Origin of the sequence: Arthrobacter sp. FW306-04-A (genome assembly GCF_044358315.1) — a bacterium.
Classification (GTDB): Bacteria; Actinomycetota; Actinomycetes; order Actinomycetales; family Micrococcaceae; genus Arthrobacter.
The window spans coordinates 4,256,630-4,271,567 of sequence record NZ_CP084559.1; the positions used below are offsets into that span (position 1 = coordinate 4,256,630).

A 14,938-nucleotide genomic window follows, 5' to 3' on the forward strand; every position below is an offset into this window, starting at 1 on the left:
CCAATCGGCGTAAGGAAACCATTAAGACGGGCGGCGGCCGCCCTGTTTAGTGATCTGATGAGGAGTGGAAGCTCCCGCCATCCGGGCTTCGAGCCGACCCTCCGTAGGAGCTGAACTCACCATGAAACGGATTGACGTCAACACGGGAACGGCACACGACGCCGAGCCTTCGGGCGCGGGCGCTCAAGACTACGTCGTGGTCGATGACCAAGGTGATTTCACGTACTACCCGTCCGAGGCTACGATGCTCGAAGACCTGGAGTACGTTGACGAAGCAGCCAGTATTCTCGACCGCGCGGGCAACGACTTCCGCTTGACGTTCGAGAAGGACCGAAAGCTAAGGTTGGGTTCCTCGTTCGGACGCGTGGAATTCACCTGGCTATGCCAGGCATGGATGAACAACCGACGCCGGGACCCGAAGGCGCATCGATTGCTCCGCCTCTACCCCACCACTTTGGACGCCCTTCTGGCTGGAATATTTGAAACCTTGACCCTTGAAATCGCCATCCAAGCCGCCAACTCAACATGGGTATTGGACGTGGGAGGAGAAGAGATGCACCCGGAGACGCTCAAGGACGTCGATCGCCTCCTCGCTGGGCTGGATCATCTCGAACTGGCAACGGTGCGCGACCCCTTCGGACACGACTACCGGCCAATCCGCCACGCGACACACCCCTTCCGCACCCTAGGTGCCGGGGTGATCTATTACGTGGAGATTGAACCCCACCGGCGCGAGGCCGGCCACCGTGCCGACGTTTCTGACAGTTTGCCTTGAGTTCCTTCAATGTGGGTTACCGGCCGGTAGGCGTTCTGCGATAGTTGTGAAGCGCCGTGTCCGCGGCACCCAACACCACCCAGGAGTCCTAGAAATGGCAAAGTTCCTCGTTACCTACCACGGCATGGGCCACCCGACCCCGGAGATGATGGAGGCCGGCCGGGAGGCCTTCCGGGCTTGGGTCGAAACCACAGGCGGCGCAGTCACCGACCCCGGCGCCCCGGTCAACTTCGTCGCCCAGCTGGCGTCGGGCGACCCCGCTCCCGCCGTCGAGATAGCCGGTTACTCAATCATCCAGGCCGAGTCGCTCGACGCCGTCCGCGCCTTGCTCGCGGAGCACCCCTTCATTGGCCGCGGCGGAACGCTGCAGGTCAGTGAGTGCCTCGGTGTCTGAAAGCAGCAGCGTGGTGGCCGCGAGTTAGGTTCGCAGCCACCACGTACTCTTTGACTGGAAGGCCACACCCCCCGCGGAGGAACAACCATGGTGCATGTCCAGACCGAAATACTCATCCAGCGGCCTCGTGAGATCGTAGCGAGCTATGCTTCCAACCCGGATAATGCGCCAGTTTGGTATGTGAACATACGATCTGCACAGTGGCAGACTCCCCGGCCCTTGGCTGTCGGATCCCGGGTTGCCTTCACTGCGCGATTCCTGGGCCGCAATCTAGACTATGTCTACGAATTCACCGAGCTCGTTCCGGGCGAGAAACTCACCATGCGTACCAGCCAAGGTCCTTTCCCGATGCGGACCACCTACATTTGGTCCGATGAGGACGGCGGCACTCGCATGACCCTTCGCAACACGGGCGAGCCCTCCGGGTTCTCCGCGCTGGCGGGCATCGTCATGGCGCCAATGATGCGCATGGCCATGCGCAAGGACCTGGAGAACCTCAAGAAGATCCTCGAGGCCAGCTAGGGCACGACAGCGACAGCGTCGATTTCGACGAGAAAATCGCCCAGGAACGAACCCACCGTAGTCCGGGCCGGGTACGGGTTTTCGACAAACTTTTCGTAGATGGCGTTGAATCCCGCGAAGTCCCTCCCCGGATGGTGCAGGTGCACCGTTGCTTTGACGACGTCGGAGAATTCCAGCCCGTGCGCGTCCAAGACCGCGCCCAAGTTGTTCATGGCCTGGAGCGTCTGCTCTTCTATGGTGGTTCCCACGGTATCCCCGGTGGTGGGGTCGTGCGGTGTTTGGCCAGCTGTGTAGAGGAAGCCGTTGGCAACGATTGCCTGGGAGTAGGGCCCGGCCGGGCTAGGGGCGAGGTCGGTGCTTACCTGCTGTCGAAGCATTGGACTGGTTCCTTTCGGGGACCGGCGCGAAGGCCGGGATTGCTGATGTCTTAGAGGACCTTGGAGAGAAACGCCTGGGTGCGTTCGTGTTGCGGGTTGCCCAGGACGTCCTCAGGCCTGCCGCTTTCAACAACCACGCCCCGGTCCATGAAGACCACTTGGTCGCTGACTTGGCGTGCAAAGCCGAGTTCGTGGGTGACCACCACCATGGTCATCCCGGCTTCGGCCAGGGACTTCATGACGTCGAGCACTTCGCCAACAAGCTCCGGGTCCAGCGCCGATGTTGGTTCGTCGAACAGCATGAGCTTGGGTTTCATGGCCAGTGCACGTGCAATTGCGATCCGCTGCTGTTGCCCGCCGGAAAGTTCCTGGGGGTAGGAATGTCCCCTGTTCCCAAGCCCTACCCGGTCCAGCAAGGCCTGCGCTTCCTCGACCACTTCGTTCCGGGGACGGCGGAGGACGTGTATCGGCGCTTCCACGACGTTTTCCAGCACGGTCATGTGTGGAAAGAGATTGAAGCGTTGGAAGACCATCCCCGCGGTCAGTCGGGAACGGGCAGTCTGCCGTTCCTTCATTTCGTAGAGGCGTCCGTTCCGCTCGGAGTAACCGACCAGATGGTCGTCGACGTACAGGCGGCCGGCGTCGACCTTTTCCAGGTGGTTGATGCACCGGAGGAAGGTGGTTTTTCCCGAGCCGGACGGACCGATGAGGCAAGTTACGGAGCCTCGTTCAACTTTCAGATCAATGCCCTTGAGGATTTCCGTCGAGCCGAAGCTCTTGCGGACTCCTTGGGCCTCCACCATTGCGGTACTCATCGTGCTGTCCTTGTCTTTAGCCGGCGCGTCCGTCGCGGTGCAGCGTCGAAGCCGCGGCCATACCGTCGTTCGAGTTTGGTTTGGAAGAAGCTCAGGATGGTTGTCATGAGCAGGTACCAGAGGCTCGCGACGATGAGCAGCGGGATGGTCTGGTAGTTGTTGGCGTAGATGATCTGCGCCGAATAGAGCAGGTCCGAGATGGCCAGGACGCTGACTAGGGCAGTGCCTTTGAGCATCGAAATGACCTGGTTCCCGGTCGGCGGGAGAACCACCCGCATCGCCTGCGGCAGGATGACCCGGCTCATGAGTTTGCTGCCGTTCATTCCAAGGGCCCGGGCGGCGTCGTATTGACCCTTGTCCACGGATCCGATGCCGCCCCGGATGATCTCGGCCATGTAGGCGGCCTCGTTCAGGGACAGCCCCAGCAGGGCTGCGCCGAGGGGAGAAACGAGCACGTTCGCCGATCCGAGCACTACGGACGGGCCTCCGAAAGGCAGCCCGAACGCGATCACCGGATACAAGGCGGCAATGTTGTACCAAAAGATCAGCTGCACGAGCAGCGGTGTGCCGCGGAAGAACCAGATGTAGGCCCGGCTGATAGTGTTCACGATCGGGTTCGCCGAAAGCCGCATGATCGCCAGGACTGTACCCAGGGCGATGCCGACACTCATCGACACCACAGTGAGGAGGATCGTGAGCCCGGCCCCCGTGATGATCTGCGGAGCGAAGAGATAGGAGACGACGACGTCCCAGTGGTACCGCTGGTTTACCGCCACGTCCCACGCGGCACTGAACGCGACGAGAATGAGGACGATCGCGATGGCGAGGCGCACCGGGTGCCTGAGCGGCACCACGGGGATTGAATCACTCGGCGCGGTCGGCGCGTCCTGCGTGATTTCGGGGATGGAGTGTTGCTGCATGATGGTCACCTTTTATTGGGCGAAGTTGACGCGAGCGTCGGTAATGGCACTGGATTCGAGGCCGTACTTCCCAAGGACCTTGAGGTAGGCGTCGCTCTTGATCACGGAGTTGAGGCCGGCGGAGACGGACTTGACCAGGCCGGAGTCCTTCGGCATGCCGACCCCCACCGGTGCGAAGCCGTACTTGGCCGCGATCTCGATTTGCGGGTTCTGGGTGGCGGCGAAGTTCAGGATGGGTGAATCCGCCAACACGGCGTCGAGCCGTCCACTGGTCAGTGCCGAGATGGCCTGCCGTGTGTCCTGGAACTCGTTTGTCTGGATCTTGTCCTCGCCGCCGTCCGTGCACGTCGTGTCGAAATCGGGGACATCGACCGTGAGCTGGTAGGACCCGGTCAGGACGCCCACCTTCTTGCCGCAGAGGGACTTTTCACTGAGCCCCAGCGGGTTGCCTTTCGCGACGGCGACGGTGCTGCCCATCTGCATGTAGTCAACGAAATCAAGCACCTTCATGCGCTCCGCCGTCGGGGTCATCGAGGAGACGGTCATGTCATACCGTCCGGCAGCGATCCCCGGGATGATGGAATCAAAATTGGCCACCTGGATTTCGACCTTCACTCCGAGCGCCTGGCCGATCAGGCGTGCGACGTCGGGATTGGCCCCCGTCATCTCCTGCGTACCCTCCCGGTAAAACTGGGTGGGCGGCTCGTTGGTGGGGATGGCCACGCGCAGGACCTTCGTCGCTTTGATGGATTCCGGCAGTAGCTGCGCTGCGGCCTGGTTGACCTCGAGTGCGGAGACGCTCGCGTCCTGCCCTGCCGTCCCGCCCGGCGATGCTGCCGAAGCGGTGGATGTTGTTGGCGCGCATGCAGTGACGGCCAGCAACAGCGCTGCCGTTGCGAGGGCGGCAGGGACACCGAGTCGTGAGCGTTTCGTGCGGGAGTTGATGGTTGGGGATTTCATCGGGAGGATCTCGTTTCTGCGTAGGCCATCTGGGCCTCGGGGTTTGTGGTGAGGGTGATGCCTGGAAACGCTTCGTTGCGGTGCCGGATCAGGCCACGGCCTTCTTCTCGAAGTTCCGGGATCGTGGAGACTCCGAGGAGCATCATGGTGCGCGTCATTTCCGCGGCAAACAGTTTCAAAACGTGTGCGACGCCTGCTTGGCTGGCCGCTGCCAGTCCGTAGAGGTAGGGGCGGCCGATGGAGCAGGCGTCGGCGCCGAGGGCGATAGCCTTGACGACGTCGGAGCCGCGGCGGATGCCGCCGTCGACGATTATTTCAAGCTGGCCGGCCGTCTTCTCGGCAATGTCGGGAAGGACGTCCAGCGGCGAGGCCATGTGGTCCAGTTGCCGGCCGCCGTGGTTGCTGACCTGGATGGCGTCGATACCGAGTTCGGCGGCGATGACGGCATCCTGGGTGTTGACCACGCCTTTGAGGATGATGGGCCCGTTCCAGCGAGACCTCAGGTCCCGGATGTCGTCCCAGTCCGTCGGTTCGTAGGATCCTGCCAGTAGCGTCCGCCACATGTCAGGGCTGCTGGTGAGCGGGCCGTCGGGAATTTCGGCGTCGAGGTTTGGGAAGGCGATCGCATCGTTGACCAGGAATCCAAGGGCCCAGCGGGGGTGCAACGCCCCTTCGATGATGGTCTTGGGCTTGATCGACGGTGGCGCAGTGAATCCGTTGCGGTAGTCACGCTCCCGGTGGCCAATGGCCCGGCAGTCGACGTTGACGAGGAGCGCCTCATAGCCTGCGTTCGAGACCCGGTCCAGGACGGCCTGCAGGAGGCCCTTGTCCGCGGTGGGCTCGATATTGAACCATCGCCGAAGGCCTGGAGTGGCTGCGCTGACATCCTCCATGGTGGTCGTGCTGAGGTGCGCCAGTCCGTAGGGGACGCCAGCTTCCAGTGCCGCGCGGGCGACGGCGGTCTCGCCGTCGGGATGGAAGAGCCGGGTGCCGCCGGTGGGCGATAGCGTCAGCGGCATCGCTACCGGACCGCCCAAGAGCGTTGAACGAAGGTCCAGATGCTCCACCGAGCCCCACTTCGGGAGGAAGGCCCAGTCATCGAAGGATGACCTGTTGCGCCTCAGGGAGACCTCGTCCTCGCCGCCGCCCTCGATGTAATCGAACACGCTTCCGGGAAGGCGTTTCGCGGCCAGTTTCCGCATGTCGTCAACGCTGTAGCAACGCCGGGACAGCCGCTCCGACACGGACCGGGCCGGTCCCTGCACGGAGGCCAGCGCCCTGATGTCCTTGAATCTCATTTTCTGTTCCTTTGTTTTTGCGGGAAATCCGTTTCGGCACCTTCCCTCAATGGTGATGTAGATCTCTCCCCTTCTACATGTTGATTCCTCCATAAGATTTGCCAGCAGCTTGTGATATCTTCCAACCATGGATACGAAGGAAGGGCGCCAAGGTGAGCCCGATCTCCAGGCGGCCGTCGTGCGATTGTCCGACTGCATCCAGCTCATGCAGGCCGATCTCGTTCACGCGAATCCCACCCCGGACAACCTCGGCCATCCCGTCTCGGACGTACTCATGTATGACCCCATGGACGAGTGGACCAACATTGATGGCCGGATCATCCTCGCCGTCGGGCTTGCGTGCGGTTCGCCGGATTTTGACCAACTGCTTCACCGGGCCTCGAACAGCAACGCAGCTGCAGTGATCGTCAAGGCCCATGGAACGCCTCTGGAGGAGCTACGATCGGCAGCGATCCGCCACGACCTAGCCGTCCTCATCGCGCCGGATAACACCGACTGGACGCGGCTTGTGGCACTGGCTAGGGCATCCGTCGTAGGCGGGGCTGCGGATTCCGTGTCCGGGGTCCGTCTCGGGGACCTCTACGCTTTTGCCAACGCCGCCGCATCCATCACCAATGGCGCGGCCAGCATCGTCGATCCCCTCGGCAGGATCCTCGGTTACTCAACGCTGCCGGGCCAGCCCATTGACGAGCTCCGGCGCGTCACCACCCTCTCGTTGCAGGAGATCAGACCACCGGCGTTCGATGCAGACTTCAAGATCGTCTACGCAGCCGCCGGTGCGGTCCTGATCCCCGCAATCGATGATGAGATGGCCAGGCTGGCCCTTGCCGTGAGGGCCGGCGGCGAACTGCTCGGCTCGATCTGGATCATCGACCCGGGCGCAGACAGACGGGAGGCAGCTTTGGAGGCCCTCGACAGAATGGCGCCGCTGGCCGGACTGCACATGCTCCACGCCCGCTCGGCATCCGATTTCGGCGAACGCCGGAACGGGGACCTGATCCGGACCCTCATGGAGGACCCCGGACATGCTCCCTTCGCCGCGGCTCAACTCGGGCTCGAATCCTCCGGCGGGCTCGCCGTCGCGGCCTTTTCCATCGTTCGGCCCGAAACAGGGAGCCTGGAGTCGGTGCGTGAGATCCACCGGCTGCTGCACTTGGTGACCACCGTCTGCAACGTGCAGTTCAACACCAGCCACAGCGCCCTCATTGACTCGGTGGTGTATGCACTTCTTCCCTCCACCGGGGCTCCTTCAAGGGCAATCCATCGGCGCGTGGTCCAGGAAATCAGCGCGTACGCCCACACCATCAGCTCCTATCCGCTCATCGCGGCCGTCGGCGGCATCGCAGCCAGCGTAGAGGAACTGCCTGGATCCAGATCGGAAGCCCTGCAAACACTCCAATACCTGCTGCATCAAAAATCGGCCAAGACGGATGCCCCAGGCGCGGCCGTCCCCTCCGTGGGGCTGTTCGAGGACTACAGGATCCCGCTGAATCTCCGGAAGATCGGGGCATTCATCCGCGAGAACGGATTTGCCGACCTCGACGACATCGCAAAAATCCAGGCCTACGATTCCGAACAGCAGACCGACTACCTAGACACCCTGCGGGCCTACATGATCTCGAAAGGCAACATCTCCGCGATGGCAGCCCGCCTCCACGTGCACAACAACACCGTTCGCTACCGGATCTCACGCTTGGCCAAGGACTTTGACCTCGATCTGGACGACCCGCAGAAGCGGCTCTGGTTGTGGCTGCGGCTCACAACCATGGACCTCGCGGATGACGCTGAATGGCCGGCAGCGCAAACCGCGTCCGATTAGGAAGGGCGGACTGTTCACCCGTTGGTGAGGGTGACGTCGTCGAGGTACATCCAGGTGTCGTCGGCCGGGCTGGAGCCGTCGAGGTGGACGTTGAACCAGAGCGTGATGGTCTGGCCTTTGTACGCGGAGAGGTCGGCGCTGAGCTGGGTCCAGGTGCCGTTGTTGTTGCAGAGCTTGAACAGGCTGCCGAGGACCGTGCCGCTTGTGGAGCGGACCTGGGCTTCCATCCAGTCGTACGGGCAGGCGTTGCCGGTGCAGGGGTCTTCTGCGCTGTGGGGCTGGTACCAGAAGGACAGGGTGGATGTTCCGGTGGCCGGGACGGTGATGGTCTGGGACAGGCTGCTGTCTCCCAAGGGTTCCGTGCCCGATGCCAGGCCCAGGAGCGCCGAGCCGGTGCCGGTGTGGGCGGTGGTGGAGGCCACGGGCGCCCTGACGCCCCCGGTGATCCAGGCCGTCAGTCCGGATTCGAAGCCGCCGTTGGTGATGGTTGACGTGGTCGTTCCTGTCGGGGTGACCGGGGCCGAGGCCGCCGATGCCGGGGAGGTGCCGATCGCGTTGGTGGCCGTGACCGTGAAGGTGTACGCGGTGCCGTTCGTCAGGCCCGTGACAGTGGCCGTGGTGGCGGGCGGGTTACCGGTGACGGTGACCGGTGCCAGGGTGGTGGCCCCTGCGTGCGGGGTGACCGCGTAGGAGGTGATCGCGGAGCCGCCGTTGGCCGGGGCCGTCCAGGACACGGTTGCCGAGGCGTTCCCGGCGGTGGCTGTTACCCCGGTGGGGGCCGCAGGTGCCGTCGCGGCCGCCGTCGGGGTGACCGGGGCCGAGGCCGCCGACGCCGGGGAGGTGCCGATCGCGTTGGCGGCCGTGACCGTGAAGGTGTACGCGGTCCCGTTCGTCAGGCCCGTGACAGTGGCCGTGGTGGCGGGCGGGTTACCGGTGACGGTGACCGGGGCCAGGGTGGTGGCCCCTGCGTGCGGGGTGACCGCGTAGGAGGTGATCGCGGAGCCGCCGTTGGCCGGTGCCGTCCAGGACACGGTTGCCGAGGCGTTCCCGGCGGTGGCTGTTACCCCGGCGGGGGCCGCAGGTGCCGTCGCGGCCGCCGTCGGGGTGACCGGGGCCGAGGCCGCCGACGCCGGGGAGGTGCCGATCGCGTTGGTGGCGGTGACCGTGAAGGTGTACGCGGTGCCGTTCGTCAGGCCCGTGACAGTGGCCGTGGTGGCGGGCGGGTTGCCGGTGACGGTGACCGGGGCCAGGGTGGTGGCCCCTGCGTGCGGGGTGACCGTGTAGGAGGTGATCGGAGAGCCGCCGTTTGCCGGTGCCGTCCAGGACACGGTTGCCGAGGCGTTCCCGGCGGTGGCTGTTACCCCGGTGGGGGCGGCTGGGGCCGTCGCGGTGGTTTGGCCGTTGGTGAGGGTGACGTCGTCGAGGTACATCCAGGTGTCGTCGGCCGGGCTGGAGCCGTCGAGGTGGACGTTGAACCAGAGCGTGATGGTCTGGCCTTTGTAGGCGGAGAGGTCGGCGCTGAGCTGGGTCCAGGTGCCGGAGTTGCTGCTGAGCTTGAACAGGCTGGCCAGGGTGGTGCCGGTGGTGGAGCGGACCTGGGCTTCCATCCAGTCGTACTGGCAGGTGGTGCCGGTGCAGGTGTCGTCTGCGGTGTGGGGCTGGTACCAGAAGGACAGGGTGGATGTTCCGGTGGCCGGGACGGTGATGGTCTGGGACAGGCTGCTGTCACCCAGGGGCTCCGTGCCCGACGCCAGGCCCAGGAGCGCCGAGCCGGTGCCGGTGTGCGCGGTGGTGGAGGCCACGGGTGCTTTGACGCCCCCGGTGGTCCAGCCCGTCAGCCCGGACTCGAAGCCGCCGTTGGCAATGGTTGACGTGGTCGTTCCTGTCGGGGTGACCGGGGCCGAGGCCGCCGATGCCGGGGAGGTGCCGATGGCGTTGGTGGCGGTGACCGTGAACGTGTACGCCGTCCCGTTCGTCAACCCAGTGATGCTCGCCGTCGTCGCGGGCGGGTTACCGGACACCGTCACCGGAGCCAAAGCCGTGCCACCGGAGGACGGCGTCACCGTATACGAAGTAATCGGAGAACCGCCATTGGCAGGCGCCGTCCAGGACACCGTCGCGGACGCGTTCCCCGCCGACGCACTCACCCCGGTCGGGGCCGCAGGCGCCGTCGCCGCCGCCGCAGGGGTGACCGCTGCCGAGGCCGCCGACGCCGGGGACGTGCCGATCGCGTTCGTCGCCGTCACCGTGAACGTGTAGGCGGTGCCGTTCGTCAGACCCGTGACAGTAGCCGTCGTCGCGGGCGGGTTACCCGTCACCGTCACCGGCGCCAAAGCCGTGCCACCGGAAGAGGGCGTCACCGTGTAGGAGGTGATCGCCGAACCACCGTTGGCCGGCGCCGTCCAGGACACGGTTGCCGAGGCGTTGCCGGCCGTCGCGGTCACCCCGCTTGGTGCCGCGGGCGCCGTCGCGGCGGCCTGAGTGACGTCGATCATCGAGTAGTCGTCCGTCGTGATCGAACCGTTGGATTGGATGTTCAGTCCGTAGCTGATACCCGAGGCACCTGCCGGAAGCGCCGGCGTGGTCCACGTTATCTGGGTCCAGTTGCTGCTTGCGTTGAACAACGGGCTCGCCGTCCAGTAGGTCCAGTACCCCGTTCCGGTGCGGTAATAGACCTCGAATTGGGTGATGACATTGGATTTGTACCAAGCACTGAGCTGATAGACATGGCCGGGAGTGCCCGTGGGTGAGCAGCCGCCCAGGTCCAGGGCAGGCAGGAGCTTGGCGTCACCGCTGACGTATCCGCTCATTGTCAGCTGTTCCGCGTTATTGCCCGTGTGGCCAGGCGAGACCACTGAGTAGCTGGGTGTGTTGGTGCCGAATCCACCCGCTGCCCAGCACAGCGGAATCCCGCTGGTGAGCGTCTCCAGGCTCGGGTTTTGGATCATGTTGGTCCCCTGGGGAGGCGGCGGGGGCACGGGAGGGCCTGAGACGAGCGGCTGGACGGCGCCACCGATTACCTGGTCAACAGTCTTCACGGCAACGCTGCCCGCCGTCTGTTGCTGCGCGAGCCAGGACGTGAATTGGCTGAACAAATCAGGGCTGATAGTAAGGGTCGGATCGGTTCCTACAGCGATGTGGTGGAAGGTGAGCTGAACCCAGCCACCGCCAGCCGCCTGGGCTTTGGTCACGGAATCTTCGAGGTTGGCCAGCGTCCACGTGCTGTCCACCTCTTCCGGCGCCTTGGTGTCATAGGGATTGGCAGGCGGGATGGATTCCGCGGCCGGGAGCCCCGGATCGTCCTTGCTATAAAGGTCCCCGAGCCCGCGCGCACTGTTGAACCCGCAATTCTTCACAATGGTCTGCACTGCTGGGTCCAAGGAAGCAAAAGGGTAAGCAAAACTGGTGACCTTGAAGCCCATGTTGGCCAGGGCAACCCTGCCGTTGCATACTTGGCGCGTCACTTCATCCGAGGTCAAGGTGACCAGGTCAGGGTGAGTGACGGTGTGCCCGGCAATCTCATTGCCGTCGGCGTAGAGTTGCTGCAAGTTCGCCGAGGTGAAATAGCTCGGTTGATCGACCCACCCGGACGGCACGAAGAAGGTACCGTGCAATCCGAGGTTCTTCATGGTGGCTGCGGCAGTCATCTGGTCGGCATTGCCGTCGTCGAAAGTGAGCGTGATGACGGTGTTAGCGGCCGCATGGGCCGGCAAAGCAAAACCGCTGAGTAGTGCCAGGACCATCGCCGCACATGCTCCAAGGGCGCCCCAAAGGGTCCCGAGCCGCCGCGTCGCCGCCCTCTTTCGCGTCGAGAATTTGCCCACAACACTCACCGTCCATTCGAAGCCGGAGCAACCGGTCAGGGATGGGGTACTCCCCCACAAGACCTGCGCTGACCTTACGGCGCCACATCCGGCCGCGTCGCGAGTGTGCTTCACCCGGGTGGGCAGCACCCTGGGCCAGCGAACACTCTAGAGCTGGTTAACGAGCTACAGCGCCTTAACAGCGCTCAACACCTTGGCCAGGGATTCCTTGGCATCGCCAAACAGCAGCGTTGTCTGCGGCTCGTACATGAGCTCGTTCTCGATTCCCGCGAATCCCGGCCGCATGGACCGCTTCAGGAAGACCACCTGGCGCGCGTCGGCCACTTCGAGGATGGGCATGCCGTAGATCGGCGAACCCGCGGTGGTCTTGGCGGCCGGATTGACGACGTCGTTCGCGCCAACCACCAGTGCGACGTCGGCCGTGCGGAATTCCGCGTTGATCTCGCCCATTTCCTTGAGCGACTCATAAGGCACGTTCGCTTCGGCAAGCAGGACGTTCATGTGCCCCGGCATCCGTCCTGCCACCGGGTGGATCGCGAAATCCACATCGATGCCCCGCGCCTCGAGTGCGAGGGCCAGTTCCGCGGCCGTGTGCTGCCCCTGGGCTACCGCGAGCCCGTAGCCTGGAACGATGATGACCCGTTGTGCGTAGCCAAGAAGCACCGCGACGTCTTCCGGGCTGGAGGAACGGACGGGACGGTCGCTCACCGCCGTCGACCCCGCCGTCGAACCCCCCTTGAACGCGCCGAAGAGGATTCCCGCAACGCTGCGGCCCATGGCCGCGGCCATTGCTCTCGTGAGGATGGTGCCCGAGGCGCCAACCAGCGTGCCCGCCACCACCAACAGCACATTGCCGAGCACCAGGCCCGAGGCCGCCACGGCCAGGCCGGTGAAGGCGTTCAGCAGCGAGATGACGATCGGCACGTCCGCGCCGCCTACGGGCAACACGAGCAGCAGGCCGGCGGCCAGTCCCAGCAGCAAGAGCACCAGCGCGAGCGCGAGGGAACCACTGAAAACGACGGCGACGGCGGCACCCACCGCCGCGAGCAGTACCGCCCCCATGAGGGTCGGAAGGCCAGGGAACACCACCGGGCGGGTGGTCATAAGCTCCTGGAGTTTAGAGAACGTAATCGCGGAACCCGCGAACGACACCGCCCCCACCAGCAGCGTGAAGACAATGGCCACACGAACCCAGTGATCCTCCGTGTGCACGAGTTCCAGGAGTGCCACGAGCGCCGCGGCACCACCGCCCACGCCGTTGAACACCGCCACGAGTTGCGGCATCTGGGTCATCTTGACCTGTCGCGCGACAGGCGCGGCCACTCCCGAACCGACCACCATCGCGGCCAGGATCCAGGGAACGTTGTCCATCTTGACCGAGAAGAAAACCGTGGCGACCGCGAGCGCAGCACCGAAGGCGCCCACCAAATTGCCGCGCCGGGCGGTGCGCGGAGAATTCAGTCCCTTGAGCGCGAGGATGAAGCACACGGCGGCCGCGAGGTAGAGGAGCGAGGTCCACACCGGATCGATGAGGGTCATCGCGTGCCCTCCTTCGCCTCGGGCTTTAAGGCCTCGGGCTCCCTGCCCGGGGGTGCCACGCGTTTGCGTCCGCGGAACATCTCAAGCATGCGGTCGGTCACCACGAAGCCTCCCACCAGGTTGGCGGTGGCGAGGACGACGGCGAGCAAGGCCACCGCGAGAACCCACGGGTCCGAGGCCTGCCCGGCAACGATGATGGCGCCCACCAAGATGATCCCGTGAATGGCGTTGGCGCCGGACATCAAGGGCGTGTGCAGTGTGCTCGAGACCTTGGAAACCACCTCGAAGCCGACGAACACCGCCAACACGGTGATGGTGAGCAGGGCGATGCCGTCCATCATGAAACCCCCTCGTTCGCGGAGCCCACGGAACCTGCGGAGCCCACTGATTCTGCCGTCTCGGCGGAGAGCGCCTCAAGAGCCTCGGCCGTCGGACCGTGCCGCACCTCGCCGTCGTGCGTCAGGCACGCACCCGCCACCACCTCATCGCCGAAGTCCGGAACAACGGCTCCATCACAAGTCATGAGGACCAGCAGATTGGCGACGTTCTTCGCGTAGAGGCGCGAGGCATCCGCAGGCATCGCGGAGGCCACATCCTTCATCCCCACGAGGGTGACCGTGCCTTGGCCGTCCGCCGTCGGGATCTGGAGATCCATGCCGGGCACCGAGCCTTCCACGTTTCCGCCGGATTCAGCGGCGAGGTCGACCACCACCGAGCCTGGGCGCATGTGCTGAACCATCTCGCGGCTCACCAGGAGCGGGGCCCGCCGTCCGGGGACGGCCGCCGTCGTGATGAGCACGTCTGCCTGGGCGACGTGCGGTGCGAGCAGTTGGCGCTGCAAGGCACCTCGATCAGCGCTGAGCTCGCGCGCGTAACCGCCGGACGCCTCCGCCGTCTCCACGTCGAGCTTGATGAAGGTGCCGCCCATGGAGGCGACCTCGTCCGCCGACGCCGGCCGGATGTCGTTGGCGGAAACGCGTGCACCCAGCCTCTTCGCGGTGCCGATGGCCTGCAGACCCGCCACGCCGGCGCCCAACACCAGTACGCGGGCCGGGGGGATGGTTCCGGCGGCTGTCATGTACAGAGGGAAGAAGCGCGGCAGGCGCATGGCCGCCTCGAGCACGCAGCGGTACCCGGCCACGAGGGCCTGGGACGTGAGTGCGTCCATGGACTGTGCGCGGGAAATGCGAGGCACCAGCTCAAGCGCGAAGGACGTCACGCCCGCTTCAGCGAGCGCGCGGACGGTGGGAAGTTCCGACGACGGCGAGGCCAGGCCCACGGTGACCGCGCCCCGGCGCAGCGCGGCCGCCGTCGCGGGCCCGAGGGGACGGACGTGCGCGTAGACGTCCAGTCCTGCGAGATCCAGGGCGGGAACGATGAGGGCGCCCGCCTTGCGGTAGTCGTCATCGCTGTGACCTGCGGCCGTTCCGGCTCCGCTTTCGACGAAGACATCCAGCCCCAGTCCTGCCAACTGCGTGACAGTCTCGGGTGTCGCAGCAACCCGCCGTTCACCGTCCAGGCGTTCCCGCGCTATGCCAAGTTTCACCCGCGTTCCCTTCCCGAAACCCCATTGCCCCGAGCCGTTGTTGGCTTGAGTCTAGGACGCGGAAGGCCCGGGCGGGAGTAGGCGACGACGTGCCGGGAGCAGCGTACCCCTTGGGAAGGGCCCGCAATTGCCGCGTCCCTTCGGTGGCG

General features: G+C 65.0%; 13 protein-coding genes. 4 read left to right on the forward strand and 9 right to left on the reverse strand.

What is annotated here, in order from left to right:
- Positions 1-121 precede the first annotated feature (121 nt).
- The 3 genes from LFT43_RS19855 (at position 122) to LFT43_RS19865 (ending at position 1,691) form a co-directional block, all read left to right on the forward strand.
- Entirely contained in the window at positions 122-775 is a 654-nt protein-coding gene (locus tag LFT43_RS19855) for a hypothetical protein (protein ID WP_395799812.1), read from the forward strand.
- A gap of 94 nt (positions 776-869) precedes the next feature.
- Positions 870-1,169 carry a hypothetical protein gene (locus LFT43_RS19860; protein ID WP_395799814.1) on the forward strand — a complete coding sequence of 100 codons (300 nt, stop codon included), beginning with the start codon at positions 870-872 and terminating at the stop codon, positions 1,167-1,169.
- 87 nt (positions 1,170-1,256) lie between these two features.
- Positions 1,257-1,691, forward strand: a complete 435-nt coding sequence (locus LFT43_RS19865) for an SRPBCC family protein (protein ID WP_395799816.1) — start codon at positions 1,257-1,259, stop codon at positions 1,689-1,691.
- On the opposite strand, the gene LFT43_RS19870 is transcribed toward LFT43_RS19865, so the two are convergent.
- From LFT43_RS19870 to LFT43_RS19890, 5 genes are read right to left on the reverse strand one after another with little or no spacing between them, the layout of a single operon-like run.
- Positions 1,688-2,068, reverse strand: coding sequence for a RidA family protein (locus LFT43_RS19870; protein WP_395799818.1), 381 nt, complete (start codon positions 2,066-2,068; stop codon positions 1,688-1,690). The two genes, LFT43_RS19865 and LFT43_RS19870, sit on opposite strands and share 4 nt — an antisense overlap.
- Before the next feature lie 50 nt (positions 2,069-2,118).
- Positions 2,119-2,883, reverse strand: a complete 765-nt coding sequence (locus LFT43_RS19875) for an amino acid ABC transporter ATP-binding protein (RefSeq protein WP_395799820.1) — start codon at positions 2,881-2,883, stop codon at positions 2,119-2,121.
- Positions 2,880-3,803: an amino acid ABC transporter permease gene (locus tag LFT43_RS19880; protein ID WP_395799822.1), complete on the reverse strand. Its 924-nt coding sequence runs from the start codon at positions 3,801-3,803 to the stop codon at positions 2,880-2,882. The genes LFT43_RS19875 and LFT43_RS19880 overlap by 4 nt, the downstream gene beginning before the upstream one ends.
- 12 nt (positions 3,804-3,815) lie before the next feature.
- Positions 3,816-4,763: an ABC transporter substrate-binding protein gene (locus LFT43_RS19885; RefSeq protein ID WP_395799824.1), complete on the reverse strand. Its 948-nt coding sequence runs from the start codon at positions 4,761-4,763 to the stop codon at positions 3,816-3,818.
- The gene (locus LFT43_RS19890; protein WP_395799826.1) at positions 4,760-6,061 is read right to left on the reverse strand and encodes an alpha-hydroxy-acid oxidizing protein; all 1,302 of its coding nucleotides are present in this window, start codon (positions 6,059-6,061) and stop codon (positions 4,760-4,762) included. The genes LFT43_RS19885 and LFT43_RS19890 overlap by 4 nt, the downstream gene beginning before the upstream one ends.
- 127 nt (positions 6,062-6,188) lie before the next feature.
- On the opposite strand from LFT43_RS19890, the gene LFT43_RS19895 reads away from it, so the two are divergent.
- A complete protein-coding gene (locus tag LFT43_RS19895) occupies positions 6,189-7,880 on the forward strand; it encodes a PucR family transcriptional regulator (RefSeq protein WP_395799828.1) in 1,692 nt (563 codons plus the stop codon).
- Positions 7,881-7,894: 14 nt separating this feature from the next.
- Here the strand turns inward: LFT43_RS19895 and LFT43_RS19900 are convergent, their stop codons facing one another.
- The 4 genes from LFT43_RS19900 to LFT43_RS19915 all read right to left on the reverse strand — a co-directional run bounded on the left by LFT43_RS19900 (position 7,895) and on the right by LFT43_RS19915 (position 14,789).
- Positions 7,895-11,623 (reverse strand): fibronectin type III domain-containing protein, encoded by a 3,729-nt coding sequence (locus LFT43_RS19900; protein WP_395799830.1) that lies wholly within the window; start codon positions 11,621-11,623, stop codon positions 7,895-7,897.
- A 246-nt stretch (positions 11,624-11,869) separates the two neighbouring features.
- The gene (locus LFT43_RS19905) at positions 11,870-13,243 is read right to left on the reverse strand and encodes an NAD(P)(+) transhydrogenase (Re/Si-specific) subunit beta (RefSeq protein WP_395799832.1); all 1,374 of its coding nucleotides are present in this window, start codon (positions 13,241-13,243) and stop codon (positions 11,870-11,872) included.
- Positions 13,240-13,581 carry an NAD(P) transhydrogenase subunit alpha gene (locus tag LFT43_RS19910; protein WP_395803183.1) on the reverse strand — a complete coding sequence of 114 codons (342 nt, stop codon included), beginning with the start codon at positions 13,579-13,581 and terminating at the stop codon, positions 13,240-13,242. Before LFT43_RS19910 ends, LFT43_RS19905 begins: the two co-directional genes overlap by 4 nt.
- Positions 13,581-14,789, reverse strand: a complete 1,209-nt coding sequence (locus tag LFT43_RS19915; RefSeq protein WP_395799834.1) for a Re/Si-specific NAD(P)(+) transhydrogenase subunit alpha — start codon at positions 14,787-14,789, stop codon at positions 13,581-13,583. Before LFT43_RS19915 ends, LFT43_RS19910 begins: the two co-directional genes overlap by 1 nt.
- Between the last annotated feature and the right edge of the window lie 149 nt (positions 14,790-14,938).